Here is a 25,883-nt window from a genome sequence, read left to right on the forward strand (position 1 = left end):
CAGAAACGGGCCCGGACGGGGCTCCGGAGGTGGCATATCGCACTCCCCCGCGTAAGGGGGCGGGGGGTTAGAGGGAGTAGACGGAGGTGGCGGTGACGTGGAAGAGGGCGTCGTGATCGATGCCGCGGGAGGAGGCCCACGTCGCCACGGCGTCGGCCCAGCGGCTGCGGGCAGACGGCTGATACACCGGCGCACCGTCGGCGGGAGCGTGCGGGCCGTCATGCTCGACGGGGCCGACCGCCGACACGGGCCAGTCGCTCCCCCACATCAGGCGCTCGGGACCGAAGACGTCGGCCGCGGTGTCGAGGAAGGGTTCGAGCTGCGCGAGGCTCCAGTCCCCTCCGGCCTCCGCGGGCAGTCCGGACACCTTGCAGAACACCCCGGGGTGTCGCGCGAGCTCGGCGAGGTCCCGCTCCCACTCCACCGAGGGCGTGCGCGGAGCAGAAGCCGTCCCGACCTCCGGCTTGCCCAGGTGGTCGAGCACGATCCGCAGCTCGGGGATCGCGCCCGACAGTCGTGCGAGGTCCGGGAGCTGCGCGGCACGCACGCACGCGTCGAAGGTCCACCCGTGCGCCGCGACCTCCCGGGCTCCGGTGATGAAGGCCGACGAGAGCATCACGCCGTCCGGCTCCCCCTGCAGGAGGTGACGCACCCCGACCACCAGGGGCTCCGCGGTGAGACTCTCCAGGTGCACCGTGGTGTCGGTACCGCGATCGAGCCGAGCGCCGGCGACGATGCCGACCACCCCGAGCCGCTCCGCCTGCCCGGCCACCCACCGCACCTCCGCGAGGAAGTCATCCTCGATGGTCTCGGCCTGCACGAACACGGCCCGCTCGTCCGTGGCCCGCTCCACCCGCGCACGCTCGAGCTCGTCGGCGCCGAAGCGCCCCGCGAGCGGTCCTTCGAGCCACGTGTACCCGAGGGCTTCCGGGTCCCACAGGTGCAGGTGCGAGTCGAGGATGCGCATGTCCCCATCCTGCCGCAGACATCGGATGTTGTGCGAGGATGAGCGCCATGGCAGTCACGGACGAGGCGATCGAGAAGATCAAGGCGATGATCGTGTCGGGCGAACTGGCCCCCGGCGATCGCCTGCCCCCGGAGAAGGAGCTGTCCGAGCGCCTCGGCCTCTCCCGCAACTCCATGCGCGAGGCGGTCAAGGCACTGGAGGTCATCCGCGTGCTCGACGTACGCCGCGGCGACGGCACCTACGTCACGAGCCTGGAGCCGCACCTGCTGCTGGAGGCGATCGCCTTCGTCGTGGACATGCACGACGACGACTCGATGCTGGAGATGTTCGCCGTCCGCCGGATGCTCGAATCGCAGGCCACCGGTCTCGCGGCGACCCTCGGCACGGAGGAGGCGATCGCGGCCCTGCAGGAGGAGGTAGAGGCCGTCGACGCGTCCGTCGGGATCGAGGAGCTCGTCGACCACGACATCCGCTTCCACCGCGAGATCGTGGGCATGGCGGGCAACGCCTACCTCGCGAGCCTCATCGAGCACCTGAGCAGCCAGACGGTCCGGGCGCGCGTGTGGCGGGGTCTCACGGAGGGCGGCGCCGTGGAGCGCACCCTGTCGGAGCACCGCGCCATCGCCGATGCCATCGCCCAGCGCGACTCGGCGCTGGCGACCTCCCTCGCCACGGCCCACATCGCGGGTGTCGAACGGTGGCTGCGGCAGGCCGCGTCGGCTTGAGCCGTCAGGCCCCGAGGCGCTGCATCGCGGCGTCGAACTCCGCTGCCGAGCTGTCGCTCACCTCGTGGAACAGCAGCTGGTCGAGCACGTCGGGCGCGGCGGTGAAGTAGGGCACCCCGGCTGCGCGCAGCCCCGTGATGTCGTCGGCGGAGCGCAGGGAGGCGGCGAGGACGTTGGAGCCGCTGCCCGCGCACATCTCCTGCATCCGGGCGATGAGCGCGTCGCCGTCCATGCCCGCGTCGCGCATGCGTCCGAGGTAGGGCGCGATGTACTGGGCGCCGATCGAGGCGCACGCGAGCGCCTGCGCGACGGAGTAGACCGCCGTGACGAGGACCGTGGCCCCGTCGCGGACGAGGGCCGAGGCCGCCGCGAAACCCGCTGCGGTCGCGGGCACCTTGACCGCCACCCGGTCGCCGAGCGCGCGGATGCCCTCCGCGTTCCGGAGGAAGGAGTCCGTGTCGCCGCCCCACGTCTGGAAGAAGACCTCCCGTGCTCCCTCGTCCACCCAGCGGGCATAGAGGTCGGGGATCTCCGCGGCCGTCCGCCCGCCGCGCTCGAGGATCGTGGGGTTCGTCGTGACGCCGTGCACCACCCCGGCGGAGAGCAGCCGCGAGACGCGGTCGGTGTCGGCGCTGTCGACGTACAGGCGGGGGGCGATCGCGGTCATCGGGGTCTCCTCGCGGGCAACCTGTCGTTACAGGTGGGGCTTCGGCTAATGTAATGACAGCTCCCGAACCTTGTCAAAGACCGGGAGCCCCGCGCTGTCGAGGAGGATCAGGAGCGAGATGACACCCGCACACCCCGGCGACCGCTCCGGCGTCGTCATCGTCGGCAGCGTGACGGCCGACGTCACGACCTTCTCCCAGCGGCTCCCCGCCCGCGGCGAGACCATCCTCGGCGACGAGTTCACGCTGATGCTCGGCGGCAAGGGCGCGAACCAGGCCGTCGCGGCCGGGCGCTCCGGCGCCCGCACGAGCTTCGTCGGCTGCGTCGGCGACGACCTGTTCCACGACCTCGTGGTGGACGGGCTCACCGCGGCCGGCGTCGACCTCGCGCACCTGCGTACCGTGCCGGGCCCCACCGGCATCGCGCACATCCGCGTCGACGCCTCCGCGCAGAACGACATCGTCATGGTGCCGCTCGCCAACGCCGCCCTCAGCACGGCGCAGATCGACGAGGCCCTCGCGGCTCTCGCCCCGACGACCTCCGTCCTGCTCACCCAGCTCGAAACCCCGTCCGCGCTGACCGCGCACATCACCGCGCGCGGTCGCGAGCACGGGATGACCGTGATCCTCGACCCGGCACCGGCGGCGGAGCTGGCACCGGAGATCTGGCGCAGCATCGACATCGTCACCCCGAACGAGACCGAGGCGTCACTCATCAGCGGCATCGAGGTGACCGACGCCGCCTCCGCCGAGCGCGCCGGGCACTGGTTCCTGGAGCAGGGCGTGGGCGCCGCGGTCATCACCCTGGCCGGGCAGGGGTCGTGCGTCGTCACCACCGAAGGCGCCACCGTCGTCCCGCCGTTCCCCGTGGAGGCGGTCGACACCACCGCCGCGGGCGACGCCTACGCCGGCTACCTCGGTGCCGCGCTCGCGAGCGGAGCGGCCCTCACCGATGCGGTGCGGCTGGCGACCGCCGCGGGCGCCCTCACCGTCACGAAGCAGGGGGCGTCACCGAGCCTCCCCCACCGCGCCGACGTCGAGGCCTTCCTCGCCGCGCGCACCGCGGCCCCCGTCGCGAACTGAACCAGGAGCACACGATGCGCAAGACCTCGACCACGATCAACCCCGCGCTCTCCCGCGTCATCAGCGAGACCGGGCACACCGATCTGATCGTCGTGACGGACGCCGGGCTGCCGATCCCGCCGGGCTCCGAGCGCATCGACCTCGCCTACCGTCCCGGCGCTCCCGCGTTCCTCGACGTGCTCGACACGGTGCTCGCGGAGCTCGTGGTCGAGGGGGCGACGGTGTCGGCCGAGGTCGCCGAGAAGAGTCCGGAGGTGCTCGACGCCCTGCGCGAGCGCTTCGCCGACGCAGGCTTCGAGATCGAGCTCGTCCCGCACGTCGAGTTCAAGGAGCGCACGCACGCCGCCCGTGCCTTCGTGCGCTCGGGGGAGTTCACCCCGTATGCGAACGTGATCCTGCACGCGGGGGTGGCGTACTGATGTCTCTCATCGAGGATGCGATCGACCGCCACAGCGCGGCGCCGATGTACGACCAGCTCCGGCAGCTCATCATCGACGGCATCGCCCGCGACGGTCTGCAGCCGGGCGATCCTCTTCCCGGCGAGCACCGGCTGTGCGAGCGCTACGGCATCTCCCGCACGGTCGTGCGCCAGGCGCTCGCCCAGCTCGAGCACGAGGGACTCGTCGAGCGCGTGAAGGGCAAGGGTACGTTCGTCTCCCGCCCGCGCACGAGCGAGAGTCTCGTGCACACGCTCGTCGGGCTGTACGACGACGTCGAGCGGCGCGGCGGGCACGTGCACAGCGACGTCCTCCGGCACGAGCAGACCGTCGCCGACGAGGAGGTCGCCCTCGCCCTCGAGGTGCCGGTCGGATCGCCGGTGATCGTGCTGGAGCGGCTGCGGCACGTCGACGGCGAGCCCTGGTCGCTCTCGACCACGTGGATGCCGGAGGCGGTGGGAGCGGTGACGCTCGGCGCCGACCTCACCGAGGCGTCGCTGTACCGGCTGCTCGCCGACCACGGCATCATCGCCACGCACGGCGTCCGCTCCGCGGAGGCGACGGTCGCCACGCACGAGCAGGCTCAGCATCTCGGTGTGAGCGCCGGCTCCGCCCTCCTCCGCCTGCGCAGCATCAGCCGCAGTGAGGATGGCCTGCCGATCGAGTACTTCATCGCGTACCACCGCGGCGACCGCTCGCGCTTCGAGTTCCAGCTCCAGCAGGAGCAGTCCCAGGCCTCGCTGATGCACGTGGACGGATCGGGCGGTGCCTCCCCGGCGGGCACGGTGGGCTGACCCCGGCCGGTACGCTCGAGGGCATGAGCGACTGGACCAGCACCGCGATCGCCCTGCTGGAAGCCGATGCCAACCGCAGCGCCGACACGCACCTGCACCTGTTCCCGCTGCCGCCGGAGTGGGGCATCGACCTCTACCTCAAGGACGAGTCGGTGCACCCGACCGGCTCCCTCAAGCACCGCCTCGCGCGCTCCCTCCTCCTGTACGGACTCGTCAACGGGCGCATCCGCGAGGACACGACCCTCGTGGAGTCGTCGAGCGGGTCGACCGCGGTGTCGGAGGCCTACTTCGCCCGGATGCTGGGGCTGAAGTTCATTACGGTCGTGCCCCGATCGACGGTGCAGGAGAAGATCGACCTCATCGAGTTCTACGGCGGCACCTGCCATTTCGTGGATCGCGCGGAGGACATGTCCCCCGAGGCGCAGCGCCTGGCGGCGGACTGCACCGGGCACTACCTCGACCAGTTCACCTACGCGGAGCGTGCGACCGACTGGCGCGGCAACAACAACATCGCCGACAGCGTGTTCGGCCAGCTCGCCCAGGAGCGGCATCCGATCCCCCGCTGGATCGTCACGGGCGCCGGCACCGGGGGCACCAGCGCCACCTTCGGCCGCTACGTGAAGTACCGCCGCCATGACACCAGGATCGCCGTCGTCGACCCCGAGGGCTCGGCCTTCTACGACGGCTGGGCGGGCACGGTCGACCCGCCGGCCGGACACCCGAGCCGCATCGAGGGCATCGGGCGGCCGCGGGTGGAGGCCTCCTTCGTGCCGTCCGTGATCGACGAGATGATCCAGGTGCCGGACGCGGGCTCCATCGCCGCGATCCGGCTCCTTCGCGAGCGCACCCTGCACTGGGCGGGCGGCTCCACCGGCACGAACCTCTACGGCGCGTTCCAGCTCATCGCCCGGATGCGTGCCGCGGGCGAGACCGGCAGCGTCGTGACCCTGATCTGCGACAGCGGTGTGCGGTACGCCGGCACGTACTACTCGGACGAGTGGGTCGCGCAGCAGGGGTGGGACCTCGCCCCGCACCGTGCGCGGCTGGAGCGATTCCTGGAGACCGGGGTCTGGGCGGACTGATCCTCGGGTTACGCTGACCCCATGACCACACTCATCCTCACTGTCGCGGGTGCCGATCGTCCGGGCCTCGTGGCCGCCGTCGCCGATGTCGTCGATGCCCATGGCGGCAACTGGGAGAACAGCTCCCTCGCCGAGCTCGCCGGCACGTTCGCGGGTGTCATCGAGGTGTCCGTGCCGACGGAGCGCACCGGGGAGCTCGAGACCGCGCTCCGGGGGATCCAGGGCCAGGGTCTGCTCACGCTCTCGGTGCTCACCGGCACGCCAGGGCCGTCCGAGGACGAGGAGCAGCTGCTCGTGATGCAGGTGCTCGGCAACGACCGCCCCGGCATCGTGCGCGAGGTCTCGGCGGTGCTGAACGCGCATGCCCTGAGCATCGAGGAGCTCACGACCGAGACCCGGGAGGCCGCGATGGCCGGCGGGCGGCTGTTCGAGGCCTCGGTGATCGCGAAGGTCCCGCCGACGGTCGACCTCGACGCCCTGCGTGCCGACCTGGAGCGCCTCGCGTCCGAGATCCAGGTCGACATCACGCTCGGCTGACTCCGTTCGCCGACCCACCCCCTTCGGTGCCGCCCACCCCCTTCCGGACGTCCGAATAGGGCCGGGGCGCGCGAAAGAGGGTGGCTCGGCCGGGAAACCAGGAGTCAGAGGCCGGAGTACCGCCGCACCCAGTACTCGGTGTAGGCGACGTGGGCGGACGCGGCGGCCGAGGCGGCCACCGGATCCGCGGCGGCGAGGCCGCGGAGGATCGCGCGGTGGCCGGCGTCGGAGTGGATCTTGAGCTCCGCGGCATCCTCCGGGTCGGAGATCCGGTAGGCACGGGAGCGGGAGCGCAGCACGTCGATCAGGCTCGTCAGGGCCTCGTTGCCCGCGACCGACGAGATGGCCATGTGGAACTCGTGGTCGAGGCGGGACTGCGCCTCGAAGTCCGTCGTCGACTCGATCTCCGTGAGCACCGCGTCGAGCGCAGCCACCGTGTCGTCGTCGATGCGGGCCGCGGCGAGCGCCGCCGCGTGCGGCTCGAGCACCCGTCGGAGCTCCGTCAGCTCCAGCACCCCGGCCATCGGCAGCAGTCCGACCGTGAGGGAGAGACTGCCGATGAGGTCAGCCGCGCGGAGCTCGCTGACATAGCTGCCGGAACCGTGCCGCGTCTCCAGCACGCCCAGTGCGGCGAGGGTCCGGATGGCTTCGCGGAGCGACCCGCGCGAGACACCGAGCCGTTCGCACAGCTCCCCCTCGCTCGGCAGCCGGTCGCCGGGGCGCAGGGCGCCGTCGGCGATGAGAGCCCGCAGCCCGTGCAGCGCCGTGTCGAGTGCGCTCATCGTCATCCTCTCTGCCACTCCCCCACCCCTCGTGAAGTCTGTCGGACGCCCCCGGCGTCGCAAACTCGTATGACAACTATGTTTCATCTTCGCGGTTTCGTAGCCAAAACCGAAGGCGTGTGGCAAAGTTGTGCAACAACTCGCCCCCACTCACCGATGAGGTCCGATGCCCGCTCCGCAGTTCCCCGCTCCGCTCACGCTGAACTCCGGCCTGCGAGCGCGCGATGCCTGGCCCCTCGACCCGACGGTGATCCACCTCAACCACGGATCCTTCGGGGCGGTGCCGTCGGTCGTGGTCGCCCATCAGGACGCCCTGCGCCGCCGTGCCGATCTGAGCCCCGTGGAGTGGTTCCCGCGGATCGCGGAGCGGGTGCAGGAGGCGAGGCAGCGGACGGCTCCGTTCGTCGGCGCCCGCGCGGAGGACAGCGTGTTCGTGCCCAACGCCTCCGCCGCGGCCACGGTCGTCTACAACGCCCTCCAGCTCGACAGCGGCGACGAGATCCTCGTGACCGACCAGGGCTACGGGGCCATCACCATGGGCGCCGAGCGTCTCGCCCGCCGGTTCGGCGCCGCCGTCCGCACGGTCGCCCTGCCCCTGCTCGCGGATGACGACGAGATCGTGCAGCTCTTCGCCGACGCCCTCACCCCGCGCGCGCGGCTGCTCGTGGTGGACCAGATCACCTCGCCCACGGCCCGCCTGCTGCCCACCCGCCGCATCGCCGACCTCGCGGCCGAGCGCGGCGTGCGCACCCTCGTCGACGGCGCCCACGCCCCCGGCCTCATCCCGGACGCGGCGGCCGTCGCCGGCGGCGACTGGTGGTTCGGGAATCTGCACAAGTGGCCCTGCGCGCCTCGCGGCTCCGCCCTCCTCGTCACCACCGCCCCCGACCGCGACGAGCTCTGGCCGCTGATCGACTCCTGGGCCGCGCGCGAGCCGTACCCCGAGCGCTTCGACACGCAGGGCACGATCGACGCGACGACGTACCTCGCCACCCCCACCGCGATCGAGTTCATCGAGGCGGAGTTCGGATGGGCGGCCGCCCGCGACGCCATGGCCGCACGGGCCGACGCCGGTGCCGAGCTCATCGCGGAAGCCCTGCGCCGCTTCAGCGACGAGGACCCGCTGACCCCCCTCCCCTCCCCAGTGCCGTCCATGCGACTCATCCGGCTGCCGCTCGGCCTCGGCGCCACCCGCGAGGAGGCCGACGCGCTGCGCATGGACCTCCTCGACGAGGTCGGCGTGGAGACCGCGTTCACGAGCTTCCGGGGCGTCGGCTATTTCCGCCTGTCCGCGCACCTGTACACGGAGGCGTCCGACATCGAGGCGTTCGTCGAGCGCTGCGTCCCCGCGATCCTGCGCCGCGCCGGCATCCGCCCCGCCGACGCCCTCATCCTCCCCTGACCCGCACCACCTCCCGCACGACCCACCCGAACACCACCCACCCCCACCGAGAGGCACATCGTGAAGAACAAGATCTTGACGACCGCAGCCGGAGTCGGCACCGTCGCCGTCCTCGCACTCACCGGCTGCTCCGGAGGCTCCGGCTCGTCCGGCGGCGACGGCAGCGTCACCCTCCAGATGGTCGAGAGCCTGACGAACCCGGCGCGTACCGAGCTGCTCCGCGGACTGCTCGACGAGTTCGAGAAGGACAACCCCGACATCACCGTCACCCTGGTCTCCCCGCCCACCGAGCAGGCCGACCAGAAGATCCAGCAGATGCTGCAGTCCGGCAAGGGCGTCGATGTGCTCGAGGTGCGCGACATCACCGTCGGGCCGTTCGCGAACAACGGCTGGCTCTACGACCTCGGTCCCGATCTGAAGAAGTGGGACGGCTGGGACGCCCTCACCGAGAACGCGCAGTCGGCCTCGGTCGCCGAGGACGGCAAGAGCTACTTCGTCCCCTACGGCTTCTACGGCCTGTCGCTGTTCTACCGCACCGACCTCGTCGAGCAGGCCGGCTTCGACGGCCCGCCGCACAGCTGGAAGGATCTGCTGGAGCAGGCGTCGGCGATCCAGGACCCGTCGAACAACATCTACGGGTACGCGTTCCGCGGCGGTCAGAACGCGAACAGCAACGTCGTCGCCGCGATCGAGGCCTACACGATCGATGGCCTCGACACGGAGGACGCGTTCCTCATGGAGGACGGCTCGACGATCTTCGCCGCCCCCGAGGCGCAGGAGGCGGTCGACGACTACTTCGATCTCTTCAAGGAGGCCTCGCCGCCCTCGGCCGTCTCCTGGGGCTACCCCGAGATGGTCGCCGGATTCACGAACGGCACCACGGCCTTCCTCCTGCAGGACCCGGAGGTCATCGCGACGGTGCAGGACTCCTCGCTGACCGAGGACCAGTGGGACACCGCGCCGCTGCTCGTCGGCCCGTCCGGCAAGGCCGCACAGCCCCTCGCCGTCGCCGGCTGGGGTGTCGCGGAGAACAGCGAGCACAAGGAGGCCGCGGTGAAGCTCGTCGAGTTCCTGTCGTCCGCCGAGCCCGCCACCGAGTTCGCGCAGGCGAACAGCCTCGTTCCGATCATCGCGGCCGCCGCGGACGACGAGTTCTACTCCACCGGCCCCTGGACCAGCTACGTCACCATGACCGAGGACCCGGAGACCTACGTCAACGTGCGTCAGCCGCGCGGCGTGAGCTGGTGGACCGAGTGGATCCAGAAGTCCGACCAGGACGTGCAGAGCGTGCTGTTGGGCAACATGTCCACCAAGGACCTCCTCGCCTCGTGGGACGCGTTCTGGACCGAGAAGTACGCCGCGGAGAAGGGTTGATCCGTGGCCCGCACCATCCGTGAAGGGGGCTCCGTCGGCACCGCCGGCGGGGCCTCCCCGGCATCGCGCCGCCGCCCCTTCCGGGGCCGCACCGCCCTCACGCTGCTGGCCTTCCTCGCGCCCGCGATCGTCTTCGTCTGCTGGTTCACCTACTGGCCGATGCTGCAGGGCGCCCGCATGGCCTTCCACGACTGGAACCTGTGGGACCTGACGTCGACGCCGTTCGTGGGTTTCGACAACTTCCTCGCCGTCTTCCGCGACCCGGCGTTCCCGACCGTGGCGTGGAACTCCGTGCTCTGGGTGGTCGGCTCGCTCGTGCCGCAGCTCGTGATCGGGTTCCTCATCGCGCTCGCTCTGCGCAAGCGGTTCCGCTTCCGCGGCCTCTACCAGGCGCTGGTGTTCTTCCCGTGGGCGGTGTCCGGCTTCCTCATCGGCATGCTGTTCCGCTGGATGTTCAACGCCGAGTTCGGCGTCGTCAACGACCTGCTCATGAAGGCCGGTCTGATCGACGCCCCGCTACCGTGGCTGGCCGACCCGAAGCTCGCGATGTTCGCCGTGATCGTCGCGAACATCTGGTACGGCGTGACCTTCTTCGCGATCATGATCCTTGCCGCACTCCAGTCGGTGCCGGACGAGATGCTGGAGGCGGCGAGCCTCGACGGCGCCGGCAAGGTGCGGCAGCTGTTCTCGATCATCATCCCGTACATCTCGATGACGCTGCTGCTGACGATCCTGCTGCGCGTGATCTGGATCTTCAACTTCCCCGACATCATCTACGCGATGACGAACGGCGGCCCCGCCAACCAGACCCACATCATCACGACGTGGATGATCAACTACACGCAGCAGGGCAACTACGGCATCGCGAGCGCCATCGGGCTCATCGTCGTGGCGTTCCTCATGGTGTTCTGCGCGTTCTACCTGATGGCGATGCGGAGAGTGCAGCGATGACCATCACCTCATCCGTCCGGACCGGATCCTCGGTCACGGAGACCCGTCGCATCACGGTGCCCGACCCGAAGGCCGCCCCGCGCTCCAAGCCCCGCGTCACGGTGGGCGGCGTGGTGCGTGTCGTCGGCCTGGGCCTGTGGCTGCTCATCACGCTGTTCCCGCTGTACTGGATCACGCTCACCGCGTTCAAGTCGCCGGGGACCATCAACCGCTTCCCGATCGAGTACTGGCCGAGCGAGCCCTCGCTGGACAACTTCACGAGCCTGTTCGAGAAGAGCTCGTTCGGGACGTTCCTGGCGAACTCGGCCATCGTGGCGGTGTCGGCCGGCGCGGTGGCGACGCTCATCGCCCTGCTCAGCGCCTACGTGCTGGCACGGTTCGAGTTCCGCGGCAAAGGCACGGTGCTCATCGCGTTCCTGTTGACGCAGATGATCCCGGCGTTCATCGCCCTCGGACCGCTGTACTCGATGATGACCGACCTGGGACTCGTCGACACCAAGCCCGGTCTCATCCTCGTCTACATCGCGATCTGCATCCCGTTCTCCACGGTCATGCTGCGGGGCTTCTTCGAGAACGTCCCCGACGCGCTGGAGGAGGCAGCGATGATCGACGGCTGCTCGCGCCTGGGCGCCCTGTTCCGGGTGCTCGTGCCGGTGATGACCCCTGGCATCATCGCCGCGTTCATCTTCAACTTCGTGAACTGCTGGAACGAGCTGTTCCTGTCGGTCGTGCTGATGAACACCGATGCGAACCGCACCGTGCCCTCGGCGCTGAACGGCTTCATCTCCACGTTCAACATCGACTGGGGCTCCATGAGCGCCGCGGCCGTGCTGACGATCCTCCCGACGATGGTGATGTTCGCCCTCGCCAGCCGCTGGATCGTCCAGGGCCTCACCGCCGGGGCCGTCAAGGAGTAACCCGCCCGAATCGCGCAAATGGTCCCATTCCTTGACGGAATGGGACCATTTGCGCGATTCGAAGGCCTAGACGAGCCGGGACTTCGGCGACACCGAGTACGTGTGCTCGGCGTCGCGGTTTACCGTGTCGCCGAGAGCCTCGTCGATCGCGGTCATGGTGTCGGCGTCGAGCTTCACGCCGGAGGCCTTGACCGTGTCGGCGAGCTGCTCCGGACGGGAGGCGCCGACGAGGGCCGCCGCGACGTTCGGGTTCTGCAGCACCCACGCGATCGCGAGCTGCGGCATCGACAGCCCCGCCTGCTCCGCGATCGGCTTGAGGCGCTGCACCGCGGTGAGGATCTCGTCCTGCAGGAAGCTCTTGATGAAGCCCGCGCCCGAGTTCTGATCCGTGGCCCGCGACCCCTCCGGCACCGGCTGGCCAGGGAGGTACTTCCCGCTCAGCACGCCCTGCGCCATCGGCGACCAGACGATCTGCGAGATGCCGAGCTCCTCCGACGCGGGGACCACCTTGCCCTCGATGACCCGCCACAGCATGGAGTACTGGGGCTGGTTGGAGATGAGCTGGATGCCGAGCTGCTTCGCCAGCGCGTGTCCTTCGCGGAGCTGCTCCGCGGTCCACTCCGAGACGCCGATGTAGAGCGCCTTGCCCTGACGGACCACGTCGGCGAAGGCCTGGAACGTCTCCTCCAGCGGGGTCTCGTAGTCGAAGCGGTGTGCCTGGTAGAGATCGACGTAGTCGGTGCCGAGGCGCTGCAGCGAGCCGTTGATCGACTCCATGATGTGCTTCCGGCTCAGGCCGGTGTCGTTCGGACCCTTGGGGCCGGTCGGGAAGTAGACCTTCGTGAAGATCTCGAGGCTCTCGCGACGCTGGCCCTCCAGAGCCTTGCCGAGCACGACCTCGGCGGCCGTGTTGGCGTAGGTGTCCGCGGTGTCGAACGTGGTGATGCCGGCGTCCAGGGCGGCGTGCACGGTCTTGACCGCGGCGTCGTCCTCGACCTGCGAGGCGTGCGTGACCCAGTTGCCGTACGTGATCTCCGAGACCTTGAGACCGCTGTTACCGAGATAGCGATAGTTGACCATGGACCAACGCTAGTCCCGCCAGCGGACCGGCGGGCCGGATCGACGGTGATCGTCAGGCGGTGGCGGGCGCCGGTCCGCGGCGGCGGGACGTGAGCGCGGCCCCGACCAGCACCCCGACCGCGGCGAGCGCACTGACGGCGTACAGGGGCAGGGCCCACGGGGAGGCATCGGCGCCGCTGATGCCGAAGGTGTCGGCGAGCCCCATGCCCGGGCCGAACGACGCGACGAAGTAGGCCGGAGCCCCGCCCATGAGCAGCGCGAGGAAGGTCATGCCGGCCACCACCGCCGGAGCCCGTGTGAGGAGGCAGACGACGGCCGTCCCGATGGCCAGGCACACCCCCGCACCGAGGATGCCGAGCACGGTCGGCGGCATGAGGCTCTCCCCGGCGTTGGACATCGCGGCCCGGACCTCGTCGAGCGAGAGGTCGCCCGGAGCCGCGGCCAGCGGATTCAGCACGAGGATCTGCACCGCGGCGAGGGCGGCGTACGCGGTGACGGCGAGCACTCCGGCCACGCAGATCCAGAGGGTGGGGCGGGGCACCGGTGTCATGCGGTCACCCTAGGCAGGGCTGCTGAGAGTCTCCCGGTACTCGCGCCAGGCGGCACCCAAGCGGCGCACCCCCTCCGTGAGCACGTCGTCCGGCGCGGTGAACGGCAGGCGCACGTGGTCGTCCGGCGCGGCGGCCGAGACCGCGAAGGCCCCGGTGCCCGCGATCGAGACCCCGTGCGCCGCGGCGACGCGCGCGAGAGCCGATGCGGAGCCCCGAGGCAGCGCCGCCCACAGCGAGAGTCCGCCCCGAGGGGGGTCGTAGGTCCAGTCGGGGAGGTGCGCGGCCATCAGCTCCTGCAGCAGGAGGAGCCGCTGCTGGTGCACGCGGCTGTTGGCGCGGCGGAGCTCCGTCGCGTGGGCGATGAGGTCGAGTGCGAGGAGCTGGCCGGGCACGCTCGTGGACTGGTCGGCGAGCTGCCGGGCGCCGCGGAGCCGCCGGACCAGCACCGGGTCGGCCCGCAGCCACCCGATCCGCAGCCCGGCCCATGCCCACTTCGACACGGATTCGACGACGAGCACCGGGGCGTCCGGCCGCTCCGAGGCGAGCGTGGGCGGCACGACCCCATCGAACGAGATGCCGGCGACGACGCGGTCCTCGATCACGGGGACCCCGTACTGCGCGGCGAGCTCGGCCACCCGGTGGCGCGCCGCCGCGGGAAGTCGCGTCCCCGTCGGGTTCTGGTGGTGCGGGTTGAGCGCGACGAGCACGGGACGCAGCCGGGCCATCGCCTGCTCCAGCGCGTCGACGTCGAGGCCGTCCGCGCCCATCGGCACGCCGTGCACGGTGCCGCCGCGCAGCCCCACGGAGTCGGTCACGCCCGGCCAGGTGATCTCCTCCGCGAGCACGACGTCGCCGGGCTCCACGAGCGCGTTGACGACGAGGCTGATGGCCTGCTGCGCGCCGTGGGTCACGAGGATCTGCTCGGGCGTGGTCGGCGTCCCCTCGGCGCGGTACATGTCGGCGATGAGTTCGCGGAGCGCGGGGAGCCCCGCGGGGTCGGTCTCCGGGAGCAGGGCGAGGTCGAGCCGCGGCTGGTGGTCGCGGATGAGCTGCACACCGAGGTCCGGGATCTGCGGCACCGTGCGGAGCAGATCGATCGCGTTGGGGAGAGCCGAGAACAGCGCCTCGCCGCGGCCGGGACGGCGGTCCGCCGCGGGGGTCGTCCTCGCCCCCGCGACCGTGGTCCCGCTCCCCTGCCGGCGCTCGACGAGGCCCTGCTCGGCGAGGGACGCATAGGCCGACACGACCGTGCCCCGCGAGACCGCGACCGCCGCGGAGAGGGCGCGTTCGGCAGGCAGGCGGTCGGCGGGACGCAGCTCACCCCCGCCGATCAGGGCGGCGATCGCCGCGGCGAGGCGGGTGGAGAGGGTGCCGTCGCCGTGGGCCCAGCGGCCGAGGCGTGCGGCGAGAGCGCCCGCGGCGACCTCACCGCCCTGCACGAGGGGGCCGGGGGCCGATCCGTGGGCCACCGGCGTCGCATTGGCCCTGTCAAGGGTGTCCATGAGAGCCGATCCTGGACCAATGACAGCTTCAACGTCCAGCTTCGGCATCGATCTCGGTCCAATTCAGCGGGATTGGACCATCGGCGAGCTTCTCGCATGGCTCCAGGACGACGCCCGCACGCACGACCCGGCCCTCCGTGAGCCGCTCGCCCGCATCGAGGCCGCCGTGACCGGCACCCCGTGGCCGAGGTCCCCGTCCACGGTGGCCTTGATCCGTTCTCTCGCGACGGCGTCTCGGTCCGGAGGCCTCTCCCGTGTTCGAATCGCCCACTTTGCTCCGAATCCGGCCGGGATGGAGCACAGTGCGCTACTCGAAACGAGTCAGGTGGCCTGAGCCCCGGCGCCGGAGGCGGGAGTGGTGACGATGTCGGCGCGGTCGCGGAAGCCCTCCGCCGTGACCCTGTCCAGCGCGACCTGCTTGCGGATGGCCAGCGCCTTCTCATAGAGGCTCGGGTCGCCGTAGCTCGTGAGCACCTTCACCAGCACCGGCAGCAGCTCGATCATGAAGAACAGCGCCGCGATGAGGATGTGCGCCCAGAGGATCGCGGGCTCCTTCTCGCTCAGGCGGTTGAGGCCGCTGATCTGACTCAGCAGCCCCACCGCCCCGGCGTTGCCCTGCGCCACGGAGTCCGCCCGGGCGTTGTAGGCCGCGAGCGCCTGCTCGTACGTGTCGCGCGCGGCGGGGAGCTCGTCCTTCGCCTGCTGACGGTTCTGCGACTCCGAGGCCGTGGTGTTCTCCTTGGCGGCGCTTCCGGCAGCGGCGAGCTCCTCGTTCGCGGTGCGGAGCTGGGCCGCGAGCGCGTCGTAGGTCTGCTGGGCCTCGGCGAGCTGGGCCTGGGCGGCCTGAGAGCTCGCGCCCTCGCCGTTCACGCCGGTGCAGCCGGGGACGGTGCCCGCACCCTCGCCCGTGAGCTCGCACTGGTACAGCGTCCGCGCCTGGTCGATCACGGCCTGCTGCTCCGTGAGCTTGGCCGTCAGGTCGTCGACCGTGGACTGGGCGGCGGACTCGGTCGCCGACGACGACTCGGTCCCCGCGACGATGCCCGTCGCCGCCTGGTTCTCGAGCGCCGCGACACGCTCGGACGCCGCATCCAGGGCCTTCTTCTCCGGACCGGTCTCGAGCGCCTCCTGGTCGGCCTGCGCCTGGACGATGTTGGTCGCGGCGACCTCGCGCGAGATGTCGTTGTGGAAGATCTGCAGCACGAGCGGCTCCGCGACGACGAAACCGATGATCGCGGCCATGATGACGCGGGGGATCGCCAGGCCGATGAGCTTCCAGACGTTGCGGGTCGACGTCATGGTCGAGGTCAGGAAGCGGTCGAGGTTGAAGATGATGAGCGCCCACACGATCGCGAGCGGGATGGCGAGCCAGACCGCCGCGCGCACGCCCGTCGTGAGGGCGAAGAGCATGGAGATCGCGCTGACGAGGGCGGTGCCGGCGAGCACGAAGAACATCTGCACGAAGCGCGGGGTCTCGCCGGGGACGCGGTCGAGGATCTCGCCCTCGGCCCCGCCGAGGATCGCGAGAGCACGGAGACGCTCGGCGGCGGTGCGACGACGACGCGGCTTCCGGACGCGCGGCGGACGCGCCTTCCGGCCGGGGACGGGCTCCGCGTCGACCGGGGCGTCGGGCGCCGTCACCGGCTCGGGCGTCGGGTCGTCGGACGCGACGTCGGACTGCGCGGACGTGTCGCCGGTCGGCTCGTACTCGCGCAGGAAGTCGAGGTCATCCGTCTCGGCGTTCGGGTCGCCGTCGAGGATGATCCGACCCTGCGAGTCGAAGCGACCCGGGCGGTGGGCGGAATAGGGCATCCCGATAATCTACGAAACTCCGCCTGTGCATACCGTGGAAGATCCCTTGGACGGGCCTTCGAGTCGCGCGAATGGCGGCATCCGGGCCGGATTTGGAGCCAGGTGAGCGATTCGAACCGGGGTCAGGCCATCGCCGCGGCGGCAGCCTCGTCCTCGGTCGTCGCGACGAGCTGTCCGCAGGCGCCGTCGATCTCCTTGCCGCGGGTGTCGCGGAGGGTCGTCGGGATGCCGGCGTCGTTCAGCCGTCGCACGAACTCGTCCGTGACGTCCTTCTCCGACGAGGTCCAGATCGAGCCCGGCGTCGGGTTCAGCGGGATCGGGTTCACGTGCACCCACCCGCGACCGCGCTGGTTGAGCTTGTCCGCCAGCAGGTCGGCCCGCCAGGCGTGGTCGTTCATGTCCTTGATGAGGGCGTACTCGATGGACACGCGGCGCCCGGTCTTGGCGTAGTAGTCGTAGGCCGCGTCGAGCGCCTCGTCGACCTTCCACCGCGAGTTCACGGGGATGAGCTCGTCGCGCAGGTGGTCGTCGGGGGCGTGCAGCGATAGGGCGAACGTGACGGGGATGTTCTCGTCGGCCAGCTTCCTGATCGCGGGCACGAGCCCCACCGTCGACACCGTGATGCCGCGGGCGCTCATGCCGAGACCGTCGGGCTGCGGGGCGACCATGGTGCGCACCGCGTCCATGACGCGCTTGTAGTTGGCCAGCGGCTCCCCCATGCCCATGAAGACGATGTTCGAGACGCGCTCCATGCTGTGGTCGTCGCGCTTCTTGCCGCCCAGCTCGCCGTTCGCGATGGCCCGGTTGGCCCGGACGATCTGCTCGATGATCTCGGCGGTGGACATGTTGCGCGTCAGCCCCGCCTGACCCGTGGCACAGAACGGGCAGTTCATGCCGCAGCCGGCCTGGCTCGACACGCACAGCGTGATGCGGCCGGGGTAGCGCATGAGGACCGACTCGACGAGCGCGCCGTCGTGCAGACGCCAGAGGAACTTGATGGTGTCGCCGCGGTCGGTCTCCAGCCGCCGCACCTCGGTCATGAGGGGCGGGAGCATGCCGGCGACGAGCTCGTCGCGGATGCCGGCGGGGAGGTCCGTCATCTCCGCGGGGTCGGACGTGTAGTGGCGGAAGTAGTGCGTGGCGAGCTGCTTGGCGCGGAACCCGGGGAGTCCGAGCTCCTTCACCTTCTCGATGCGCTCGGCCGGGGTGAGGTCGGCGAGGTGGACCGGCGGCTTGCCGCGCTTCGGGCTCGCGAACTGCAGCAGGGGGCGCCCCTCGGCGTCCTTCTTCTGGGTCCAGCCCTCGGTCGCGGGGCGCACCTGCGGGGCTCGGGTCTCGCGGATCGCCCCCGAACGGGACGACGCGGGCGCAGTCGCGGGGCGCGTCTCGGGTGTGCGGGGGTTCTCGGCCATCCCTCCAGGGTACCGGGATGCGGGTGGGAGGCGGCTGGGCGCGATCCCTGTCGCGCGGGCGCTTCACGGCTACTTGTAATGACAAGTTGCCGTGCGGAAGAATGGGCGCATCCCCTCGATCAAGGAGCAGCATGTCCGACCGTCTCGCCCGCGCCCGCACCACCGGCATCCTCGCCGTCCTCCGCGCCCCGTCGCCGGAGCTGGCTCTGGAGGCGTCCGAGGCGGTCATCCGCGGCGGAATCTCCGGTATCGAGGTGACCTTCTCGACCCCCGACGCGCCGGCCGTGATCCGCGAGCTCATCGCCCGCCACGGAGACGCCGCGTACATCGGCGCCGGCACCGTCACGACGGCGGAGCAGGCGACCCAGGCCGCCGACGCGGGTGCCGCCTTCCTCGTCAGCCCGGGCAGCCTCCCCGACCTCACCCGCGCCATGCTCGACACCGGCCGCGTCGTGATGACCGGCGCGATGACCCCGACGGAGGTCATGGGCGCCCTCGAACTCGGGGTCGACGTCGTGAAGATCTTCCCCGCCTCCCTCGGCGGCCCCTCCTACCTCGGTGCGCTGCGCGGGCCCTTCCCCGACGCCCCGCTCATGCCCACGGGCGGCGTGAAGCCCGACAACCTCGCCGACTGGTTCGCCGCCGGCGCGGTCGCCGTCGGGGCCGGTGGAGACCTCGCGAACGGCACCGCGATCGCGAACGCGGACTGGGCGGACATCGAGGAGCGCGCCGCGCGCTTCGCGGCCGCGCTCGCTGCCACACGGGGCTGAGCCGCCGACCTCCGGGATCATTTGGTATACCGGATGCATGCGGATGCGACGGGTGGCGACGACCGTCGTGCTCGCGGGGGCACTGCTTCTCGCCCCAGCCTGCACCGCTGCACCCTCGTCGCCCCACACGGCACCGATCCCGGAGGTTCCCATGACCGACGCCACGTCCGACCTGCTCGCCGCGGCCGCCGCGGGGGACGCTGACGCCGTCCGCCGCGCGCTCGGCGCGGGCGCCGACATCGAAGCCCGTGGCGACGGCGGCATGACCCCCCTGATCACGGCCACCAAGGCGAACCACGTCGACGCGGCACGGCTCCTGATCGAGGCCGGCGCCGACGTGAACGCGAAGGACGACATCCAGGACTCCGCCTACCTCTACGCCGGCGCCCGCGGGCATGACGGGATCCTGCGGATGACCCTGGCGCACGGAGCGGACCTCCGCAGCACGAACCGCTTCGGCGGCACCGCACTGATCCCCGCGTCCGAGCGCGGCCTGCTGCCGACGGTGGAGATCCTGCTGGAGGCGGGGGTCGATCCGGATCACATCAACAACCTCGGCTGGACCGCCCTGCACGAGGCGATCGTGCTCGGCGACGGCTCCGCCCGCTACGTCGAGGTGGTGCGCGCTCTCCTCGACGGCGGGGCCGACGCGACCATCCGCGACGGCGACGGGGTGCTGCCGGTCGACCTCGCGACCGACCGCGGGTATGACGCCATCGCCGCCGAGCTCCGGCGGTGACAGCGCTCGATCCCTGGGCCTGGGCCGCGCTCGGCGTGGCCGCGGTCGTCATCGGGATCTCGAAGACCGCTCTTCCGGGCGGCAGCATCCTCGCGATCGCCCTGTTCGCCGCGGTCCTCCCCGCACGCACCTCCACGGCCGCGACGCTCCTGCTGCTGATGGTGGGCGACGTGTTCGCACTGCTGGCCTACCGACGGCACGCGCATTGGCCCACGCTGCTGCGCCTCGCACCGGCGGTGGTGGCCGGACTCCTCCTCGGCTTCGCCTTCCTCGCCCTGACCGGAGACGGGGTCGTCCGCCGCGCCATCGGCGTGATCCTGCTGCTCATGATCGCCGTGACGCTGTGGCGGCGATGGCGGCAGGCGCGGGCGGAGCAGGAGGCGGCGGCGCGGGGCGGCGCGCTGCTGGCCGGCGTCTACGGCACGCTCGGCGGCTTCACGACCATGGTGGCCAACGCGGGCGGGCCGGTCATGTCGATGTACTTCCTCGCCACGCGCACGCCCGTCCAGGTGTTCCTGGGCACCTCCGCCTGGTTCTTCGCGATCATCAACGTGATCAAGGTGCCGTTCCTCGCCGGCATCGGGCTGTTCACCGGGCCCGTGCTGCTCACCGATGCGATCCTCGCGCCGCTCGTGGTGCTCGGCGCGCTGCTCGGTCTGCGGGTGGCGCGGCGCCTGGACCAGCGACTCTTCGACCGCATCGTGATCGTGCTGACGATCCTCGGCGCCGTGTATCTGCTGCTCTAGCCCTTCGACAGGCTCAGCCCCTTCGACAGGCTCAGGGCCCTTCGACAGGCTCAGGGACCCACCGTGGGTCGCTGAGCCTGTCGAAGCGCGTCAGTCGAGGAAGATGTCCGGGAACAGCGCGCTGTCCGGAGTCCCCGGCACCGCGGCGTAGCCCGAGAAGTCGGTGACGCCGTTCGCCTCGAGCACGTCCTCCACGATCAGCGACTGTCCCGTGTACGTGCGCGCCGGCTGGGTGAGCACGGCGTAGGCGGCGTCGGCGTAGATGTCAGCCGTCCGGCTCGCGGCCATCACCTTGTCGCCGCCGAGGAGGTTCTGCACCGCGGCCGTCGCGATCGTCGTGCGCGGCCAGAGCGTGTTGGCGGCGATGCCGTCGGCCGCGAACTCCGCCGCGAGCCCGAGCGTGACCATCGTCATCCCGTACTTCGCCAGCGTGTACCCGGTGTGCGCACCGAGCCACTTCGGGGTGGGGTTCAGGGGCGGCGAGAGCGAGAGGATGTGCGGGTTCTCGGCGTCCTTGAGGATGGGCACCGCCGCCCGGGAGAGCATGAAGGTGCCGCGGACGTTCACGTCCTGCATCAGGTCGTACTTCTTCGCGGAGAGGTCGAGCGACCGGGAGAGGTCGATGACGCTGGCGTTGTTGAGGACGATGTCGATCCCGCCGAACTCGCCCTGCGTCTTCATGACGGCCTCGGTGATGTGGTCGTCGTCCCGCACGTCGCCCACGATCGGCAGGGCCTGGCCGCCGGCGGCGCGGATCTGCTCGGCCGCGCTGTGCACCGTGCCCTCGAGCTTCGGGTGCGGGGAGTCGGTCTTGGCGAGCATCGCGATGTTCGCGCCGTCCGCGGCCGCGCGCAGGGCGATCGCGAGGCCGATCCCGCGGCTGCCGCCCGACATGAGGATGGTCTTTCCGGCGAGTGTGCTCATGGTTCTCGTTTCGAATCGCTTGATTGGCTGGATTTCCGGGTCGAATCGGGTCATTCAGGCGATTCGAAGCCGGGAGGGGTCACCGCGGGGCCATGCGGATGGCGCCGTCGAGGCGGATGGTCTCGCCGTTGAGGTAGCCGTTCTCGACGATCTGCTGCACGAGGGCGGCGTACTCGTCGGGGCGTCCGAGGCGAGCGGGGAACGGCACCTGCTGTCCGAGCGAGTCCTGCGCCTCCTGCGGCAGGCCCATGAGCATCGGGGTCTCCATGATGCCCGGGGCGATCGTGCACACGCGGATGGCGTGACGGGCGAGCTCGCGGGCGATCGGCAGGGTCATGGCGTGCACGCCGCCCTTGGACGCCGAGTACGCCGGCTGCCCGATCTGTCCGTCGAACGCGGCGACGCTCGCGGTGTTGACGATGACCCCCCGCTCCTCGTCGTGCAGCTCGTTCGCGGCGATGACGGCGGCGGCCTGGGAGATCACGTTGAATGTGCCGACGAGGTTGATGCGGACGATCCGCTCGAAGTCGGCGAGGACGGCGGGCGTGCCGTCCCGGTCGAGCACCTTGGCGGGCGGGGCGATGCCGGCGCAGTTCACGACCACCCGCAGCGGCGCGGCGGCCTGTGCCGCGGCGACGGCGGCCTTGACCTCGTCGACGCTCGTCACATCCGCGGGCACGAAGAGACCGCCGAGCTCTGCGGCGATCTCCTCCCCCTTCGACGAGGCGAGGTCGATGATCGTGACGTGCGCGCCTGCGGCCGTGAGCCGACGGGCGGTGGCCAGCCCGAGTCCGGAGGCGCCGCCGGTGACGAGGGCACCCTGTCCGCTGATCTGCATCTGATGTTCTCCTTCGAACGTCGTCGTGCGACATGCATGGAACGCAGTCCCAGCCTATGCGGTTCTTGGTGTCACCGCAGGCCCGCCGCGTCGACCCGAGCCTACGACACCGAGGTTCCGGCAGGATGGAGAGGTGAGCATCCCCGCCGCCTCCGTCGAGGTCCCCGCCCCGGTCCGCGAACTCGCCGCCGGGGCCGCGCTGACCCCCGCGTGGCGCAACGCGATCGGCGGCCTGACCTTCCGCACCGACGACGGCCGCTACATCAAATGGGGTCCCCACGATCCCGAGGCGAGCATGCGCGACGAGGCCGAGCGGATGCGCTGGGCCCGCACCTGGACCGCGGTGCCCGAGGTGCTCTCGCAGGGCCAGGACAAGGCACACGAGTGGCTCGTGACGGCGGCCCTCCCCGGCAGCAGTGCCGTGGATCCGCGGTGGGCCGCCTCTCCGGAGGCCGCCGTGCGCGCGGTCGGGCTCGGCCTGCGCCTCCTGCACGATGCGCTCCCCGTCGCGGAGTGCCCGTGGACCTGGAGCCCTGAGGAGCGCATCGCGAACGCCGCCGCCCGTGGCACGCTGGTGCCGACGGACCTGCAGGAGCCCCCGTCGATCGACCGGCTCGTGGTCTGCCACGGCGACGCGTGCCTCCCCAACACCCTGCTCGACGACGACGGCCGTCCGGTGGCCCACGTCGACCTCGCCGCGCTCGGCGTCGCCGACCGGTGGGCCGACATCGCCGTGGCCGCCATGAGCACGCTGTGGAACTTCGGTCCCGGGTGGGAGGACACGCTCATCGCGGCCTACGGCGTCGACCCCGATCCCCCGCGGCTGGAGTACTACCGACGTCTCTGGAACGAGACCTGAGCCGCGCTCACGCCTCGGGATGCGCGTCGCTGAGGAGACTCCCGTCGGGCGGCCGCCGATCCCACGACGGTTTGCGCAGCGCATAGAACAGCAGCGGCGGCACGCCGAGCACGACGATCACCAGACCGACGATCCACGGGTACGCGGCGGCCGGGAAGGCGGTGAACCCCTGCGGCGGGATGAAGGCGAGCACGAACGCGGCGAGGCAGGCGACGAAACCGACCCCGGCGACGAACGGCAGGGCCTTCACGCGATAGGCCCGGTGGACGTCGGGCGCCTTCCGCCGCAGCACCATCGCCGAGGCGAACATGAGCATGTACATGATGAGGTACAGCGCGGCGGCCATGTCGATGAGGGCGACGAAGGCCGCGCTGACGTTCGGCACGATGATGAAGATCGCCGCGAGGATCGTGACGATCGTGCCCTGGAGCATGAGGATGCCCGACTGGACCCCGGCCTTGTTGCGCTTCTGCAGCAGCGGCGGGAGCAGACCCGTCTCCGCCGCCGCCAGCACGCCCTTGGACGGACCGGCGACCCAGGTCACCACCGAGGCGAGGGCCCCGGCGGCGATGAGCGCGGACACGACGGCCGTCGCCCACCCCATGTCCCAGTGGTCGAAGTACTCCCCGAACGCGAGCATGATGCCGTTCGTCAGCCCGAGCTCCTTCTCCGGCACCGCGACCGCGATCGCGATGGTGGGCAGGATGAAGACGAGCAGGATGAGGCCGGCGGCGAGGAACACCGAGCGCGGATAGCCCTTGCCGGGATCCTTCATCTGGTTCACGTGGACCGCATTCACCTCCATACCGGCGTAGGCGAGCACGTTCGACACGATCAGCACGATGGAGGCCAGCCCCGTGAACGGCGGGATCATCGCCGAGGCGTCCAGCGGCACCTGACTCTTCTCTCCGCTGAACACCCACACCGCCCCGAACACGATGAGCAGCACCGCCGGGAACAGGGTGCCGATGATGCCGCCCCAGGAGCCGAGCTTCGCGAAGAGGTCGCCGCCGCGGAGGGTGACCAGGGTGGAGCCCCAGTAGAAGACGATGATGACGACCGCGGTGAAGAACCCGGAGCTGGACAGCGAGGGGTCGAGGAAGACGAAGGCGAGGGCGCCGGCCACGAACGCGAGCTGCGTCGGGAACCAGACCACGTTCTGGATCCACTGCAGCCACACCGCGGTGAACCCCCAGCGGTTGCCGAGGGCCTCGCGCACCCAGACGTACACGCCGCCCTTCCACCCCGTCGCGAGCTCGGCCGCGACGAGGGCCGTGGGGATGAGGAAGAGGATCGCCGGGATGATGTAGAGCGTGACGCTGCCGAGGCCGTAGATCGCCATCGCCGGCAGCGATCGCAGGCTCGCCACGACCACGAGGGTGAGCAGGGCGAGCTGTCCGACGCCGAGGACGGCGACGGCGGGACGGGAGACGCGCGGCGTGGAGGCGGCGCCGGCGGCACCGGACTGCGGGGCGGACATATCGGCCCCCTAGTGGTGGAACGCCGAGTCGGGGTGGTCGGACGGCATCGGAGCCGTGAGCGCGTCGAGGTGTGCCACCTCGGCGGTGATGGCCTCGAGCAGTTCGGCGGCCAGGTCCATGCTGAGCCCGTTGCGCACGACGATCCGCTGCACCGTGAGGTCTTCGAGGTCCGCGGGCATGGGATAGGCGGGCACGAGCCAGCCGCGCATCCGGAGGCGGTCCTGGAGGTGGTAGAGCGTCCACTTGTCGGTGTGCCCGTCCTTCAGGCGCCAGGCGAAGACGGGGATGTCGCTGCCGTCGTTCCACAGCTCGAACGCATCGAGCTTCGCGATGCCCGCGGAGAGGAACTTCGCCACGTCCTGCGAGGCCTGCTGCACGGCCCGGTAGCCCTCGAACCCGAGGCGGAGGAACAGGTAGTACTGCAGCAGCACCTGAGCGCCAGGGCGGGAGAAGTTCAGGGCGAAGGTCGGCATCTCCCCGCCGAGATAGCTCACCTTGAACACCAGGTCCTCCGGCAGCCAGTGCGCGTCGCGCCAGACCACCCACCCGAGACCCGGGTAGACGAGACCGTACTTGTGTCCCGAGGTGCTGATGGAATGCACGCGCTCCAGCCGGAAGTCCCAGACCAGGTCGGGCTGGAGGAACGGGGCGATCATCGCGCCCGAGGCGCCGTCCACGTGGATCGGGATGTCGAGACCCGTCTTCTCCTGGATCGCGTCGAGCGCCGCGGCGATCTCGGCCACCGGCTCGTACATGCCGGTGTAGGTGACGCCCATGATGGCGACCACCCCGATCGTGTTCTCGTCCACGTACTTCTCGAGGTCATGGCCGTCGAGCGTCTTGTGCTCCTCGCTGATGGGCACGTAGCGCGGTTCGACGTCGAAGTAGTTGCAGAACTTCTCCCAGCACACCTGCACCGCGCTCGACATCACGAGGTTCGGCGTGGAGGCGTCCTTGCCGGCGGCACGGCGGGCCTGCTGCCAGCGACGCTTGAACGCGAGACCGCCGAGCATGCACGCCTCGGAGGAGCCGATGGTCGACGTGCCGATGCTGCGGGAGGCGTCCGGCGCCTTCCACAGGTTCGCGAGCATGTGCCAGCAGTTGTCCTCGATGGCGGCGGTCTGCGGATACTCGTCCTTGTCGATCATGTTCTTGTCGAAGGAGGCCATGTAGACCTGCTTCGCCTCGTCATCCATCCAGGTGCTGACGAAGGTGGCGAGGTTGAGGCGCGCGTTGCCGTCGAGGATGGTCTCGTCCTCGACGATCTGCTTCGCCGTCGCGGGAAGCGACTCGGAATCCGGGATGACGTGTCGCGGTGCGACGGTGGCCTCACCCGGCCGCGTGAAGAGCGGCTGGTCGTCGGCGGAGGAGATGCTCATGGGACGTCCCTTTCGGTCGGTGTCGATTGGCACTGTCTCCAGCGGACGCTAGACCGGCCGTCGAGTCACCTCCA

At 70.7% G+C, this 25,883-nt stretch carries 26 protein-coding genes; 14 read left to right on the forward strand and 12 right to left on the reverse strand.

From position 1 onward, the window contains the following. Nucleotides 1-67: 67 nt before the first annotated feature. Nucleotides 68-967 (reverse strand): amidohydrolase, encoded by a 900-nt coding sequence (locus ACFU8V_RS00645; protein WP_085605540.1) that lies wholly within the window; start codon nt 965-967, stop codon nt 68-70. A 47-nt stretch (nt 968-1,014) separates the two neighbouring features. Here ACFU8V_RS00645 and ACFU8V_RS00650 point away from each other — a divergent pair, with 47 nt between their 5' ends. Then, complete coding sequence (locus ACFU8V_RS00650) at nt 1,015-1,692, forward strand: FadR/GntR family transcriptional regulator (RefSeq protein ID WP_378868200.1); 678 nt, start codon at nt 1,015-1,017, stop codon at nt 1,690-1,692. Between the two features lie 4 nt (nt 1,693-1,696). On the opposite strand, the gene ACFU8V_RS00655 is transcribed toward ACFU8V_RS00650, so the two are convergent. Further along, on the reverse strand, nt 1,697-2,359 hold the full coding sequence (locus tag ACFU8V_RS00655; RefSeq protein WP_025105367.1) for a transaldolase family protein: 663 nt from the start codon (nt 2,357-2,359) through the stop codon (nt 1,697-1,699). 118 nt (nt 2,360-2,477) lie between these two features. On the opposite strand from ACFU8V_RS00655, the gene ACFU8V_RS00660 reads away from it, so the two are divergent. From ACFU8V_RS00660 to ACFU8V_RS00680, 5 genes are read left to right on the forward strand one after another with little or no spacing between them, the layout of a single operon-like run. Further along, nucleotides 2,478-3,440 carry a ribokinase gene (locus ACFU8V_RS00660; RefSeq protein ID WP_085605544.1) on the forward strand — a complete coding sequence of 321 codons (963 nt, stop codon included), beginning with the start codon at nt 2,478-2,480 and terminating at the stop codon, nt 3,438-3,440. A 14-nt stretch (nt 3,441-3,454) separates the two neighbouring features. Further along, nucleotides 3,455-3,859, forward strand: coding sequence for a D-ribose pyranase (gene rbsD, locus ACFU8V_RS00665; RefSeq protein ID WP_025105365.1), 405 nt, complete (start codon nt 3,455-3,457; stop codon nt 3,857-3,859). Next, the gene (locus tag ACFU8V_RS00670) at nt 3,859-4,671 is read left to right on the forward strand and encodes a GntR family transcriptional regulator (RefSeq protein ID WP_025105364.1); all 813 of its coding nucleotides are present in this window, start codon (nt 3,859-3,861) and stop codon (nt 4,669-4,671) included. The genes rbsD and ACFU8V_RS00670 overlap by 1 nt, the downstream gene beginning before the upstream one ends. Before the next feature lie 23 nt (nt 4,672-4,694). Further along, the gene (locus tag ACFU8V_RS00675; protein ID WP_060922363.1) at nt 4,695-5,753 is read left to right on the forward strand and encodes a PLP-dependent cysteine synthase family protein; all 1,059 of its coding nucleotides are present in this window, start codon (nt 4,695-4,697) and stop codon (nt 5,751-5,753) included. A 21-nt stretch (nt 5,754-5,774) separates the two neighbouring features. Further along, a complete protein-coding gene (locus tag ACFU8V_RS00680; RefSeq protein WP_025105362.1) occupies nt 5,775-6,290 on the forward strand; it encodes a glycine cleavage system protein R in 516 nt (171 codons plus the stop codon). Nucleotides 6,291-6,394: 104 nt separating this feature from the next. On the opposite strand, the gene ACFU8V_RS00685 is transcribed toward ACFU8V_RS00680, so the two are convergent. Next, on the reverse strand, nt 6,395-7,072 hold the full coding sequence (locus ACFU8V_RS00685; protein WP_025105361.1) for a FadR/GntR family transcriptional regulator: 678 nt from the start codon (nt 7,070-7,072) through the stop codon (nt 6,395-6,397). A gap of 166 nt (nt 7,073-7,238) precedes the next feature. On the opposite strand from ACFU8V_RS00685, the gene ACFU8V_RS00690 reads away from it, so the two are divergent. The 4 genes from ACFU8V_RS00690 to ACFU8V_RS00705 are packed head-to-tail and all read left to right on the forward strand — an operon-like array spanning nt 7,239 to nt 11,716. Continuing rightward, nucleotides 7,239-8,474, forward strand: a complete 1,236-nt coding sequence (locus ACFU8V_RS00690) for an aminotransferase class V-fold PLP-dependent enzyme (RefSeq protein ID WP_378868207.1) — start codon at nt 7,239-7,241, stop codon at nt 8,472-8,474. A 60-nt stretch (nt 8,475-8,534) separates the two neighbouring features. Beyond that, a complete protein-coding gene (locus ACFU8V_RS00695; RefSeq protein WP_025105359.1) occupies nt 8,535-9,848 on the forward strand; it encodes a sugar ABC transporter substrate-binding protein in 1,314 nt (437 codons plus the stop codon). Nucleotides 9,849-9,851: 3 nt separating this feature from the next. Next, entirely contained in the window at nt 9,852-10,799 is a 948-nt protein-coding gene (locus ACFU8V_RS00700) for a carbohydrate ABC transporter permease (protein WP_025105358.1), read from the forward strand. After that, a complete protein-coding gene (locus ACFU8V_RS00705; protein ID WP_216353884.1) occupies nt 10,796-11,716 on the forward strand; it encodes a carbohydrate ABC transporter permease in 921 nt (306 codons plus the stop codon). Before ACFU8V_RS00700 ends, ACFU8V_RS00705 begins: the two co-directional genes overlap by 4 nt. 66 nt (nt 11,717-11,782) lie before the next feature. Here ACFU8V_RS00705 and ACFU8V_RS00710 read toward each other — a convergent pair whose 3' ends face one another. From ACFU8V_RS00710 to rlmN, 5 genes are all read right to left on the reverse strand, one after another. Next, nucleotides 11,783-12,796: an aldo/keto reductase family protein gene (locus ACFU8V_RS00710; protein WP_126894157.1), complete on the reverse strand. Its 1,014-nt coding sequence runs from the start codon at nt 12,794-12,796 to the stop codon at nt 11,783-11,785. A gap of 52 nt (nt 12,797-12,848) precedes the next feature. After that, nucleotides 12,849-13,346 (reverse strand): hypothetical protein, encoded by a 498-nt coding sequence (locus tag ACFU8V_RS00715; RefSeq protein ID WP_025104845.1) that lies wholly within the window; start codon nt 13,344-13,346, stop codon nt 12,849-12,851. A 9-nt stretch (nt 13,347-13,355) separates the two neighbouring features. Then, nucleotides 13,356-14,849, reverse strand: coding sequence for a PLP-dependent aminotransferase family protein (locus ACFU8V_RS00720; protein ID WP_378868213.1), 1,494 nt, complete (start codon nt 14,847-14,849; stop codon nt 13,356-13,358). 321 nt (nt 14,850-15,170) lie between these two features. After that, nucleotides 15,171-16,661 carry a DUF4407 domain-containing protein gene (locus ACFU8V_RS00725; RefSeq protein WP_378868216.1) on the reverse strand — a complete coding sequence of 497 codons (1,491 nt, stop codon included), beginning with the start codon at nt 16,659-16,661 and terminating at the stop codon, nt 15,171-15,173. A gap of 122 nt (nt 16,662-16,783) precedes the next feature. After that, entirely contained in the window at nt 16,784-18,073 is a 1,290-nt protein-coding gene (gene rlmN, locus ACFU8V_RS00730) for a 23S rRNA (adenine(2503)-C(2))-methyltransferase RlmN (RefSeq protein WP_238695698.1), read from the reverse strand. Between the two features lie 131 nt (nt 18,074-18,204). Here rlmN and ACFU8V_RS00735 point away from each other — a divergent pair, with 131 nt between their 5' ends. The 3 genes from ACFU8V_RS00735 to ACFU8V_RS00745 all read left to right on the forward strand — a co-directional run bounded on the left by ACFU8V_RS00735 (nt 18,205) and on the right by ACFU8V_RS00745 (nt 20,328). Then, nucleotides 18,205-18,843, forward strand: coding sequence for a bifunctional 4-hydroxy-2-oxoglutarate aldolase/2-dehydro-3-deoxy-phosphogluconate aldolase (locus ACFU8V_RS00735; protein WP_378868219.1), 639 nt, complete (start codon nt 18,205-18,207; stop codon nt 18,841-18,843). A 151-nt stretch (nt 18,844-18,994) separates the two neighbouring features. Next, nucleotides 18,995-19,582: an ankyrin repeat domain-containing protein gene (locus tag ACFU8V_RS00740; RefSeq protein WP_378868222.1), complete on the forward strand. Its 588-nt coding sequence runs from the start codon at nt 18,995-18,997 to the stop codon at nt 19,580-19,582. Continuing rightward, on the forward strand, nt 19,579-20,328 hold the full coding sequence (locus tag ACFU8V_RS00745; RefSeq protein WP_060923668.1) for a sulfite exporter TauE/SafE family protein: 750 nt from the start codon (nt 19,579-19,581) through the stop codon (nt 20,326-20,328). Before ACFU8V_RS00740 ends, ACFU8V_RS00745 begins: the two co-directional genes overlap by 4 nt. 90 nt (nt 20,329-20,418) lie before the next feature. Here the strand turns inward: ACFU8V_RS00745 and ACFU8V_RS00750 are convergent, their stop codons facing one another. Beyond that, on the reverse strand, nt 20,419-21,252 hold the full coding sequence (locus tag ACFU8V_RS00750) for an NAD(P)-dependent oxidoreductase (RefSeq protein WP_025104853.1): 834 nt from the start codon (nt 21,250-21,252) through the stop codon (nt 20,419-20,421). A 79-nt stretch (nt 21,253-21,331) separates the two neighbouring features. Beyond that, complete coding sequence (locus ACFU8V_RS00755) at nt 21,332-22,090, reverse strand: SDR family NAD(P)-dependent oxidoreductase (RefSeq protein ID WP_062637106.1); 759 nt, start codon at nt 22,088-22,090, stop codon at nt 21,332-21,334. Between the two features lie 133 nt (nt 22,091-22,223). On the opposite strand from ACFU8V_RS00755, the gene ACFU8V_RS00760 reads away from it, so the two are divergent. Beyond that, nucleotides 22,224-22,949 (forward strand): phosphotransferase, encoded by a 726-nt coding sequence (locus ACFU8V_RS00760; protein WP_378868228.1) that lies wholly within the window; start codon nt 22,224-22,226, stop codon nt 22,947-22,949. A 7-nt stretch (nt 22,950-22,956) separates the two neighbouring features. Here ACFU8V_RS00760 and ACFU8V_RS00765 read toward each other — a convergent pair whose 3' ends face one another. After that, the gene (locus ACFU8V_RS00765) at nt 22,957-24,429 is read right to left on the reverse strand and encodes an amino acid permease (protein ID WP_303709881.1); all 1,473 of its coding nucleotides are present in this window, start codon (nt 24,427-24,429) and stop codon (nt 22,957-22,959) included. Between the two features lie 9 nt (nt 24,430-24,438). Continuing rightward, entirely contained in the window at nt 24,439-25,809 is a 1,371-nt protein-coding gene (locus ACFU8V_RS00770; RefSeq protein WP_085605571.1) for a glutamate decarboxylase, read from the reverse strand. Nucleotides 25,810-25,883 lie beyond the last annotated feature (74 nt).

This window comes from Microbacterium sp. NPDC057658 (genome assembly GCF_042799975.1).
In the GTDB taxonomy this organism is placed as follows: Bacteria; Actinomycetota; Actinomycetes; order Actinomycetales; family Microbacteriaceae; genus Microbacterium.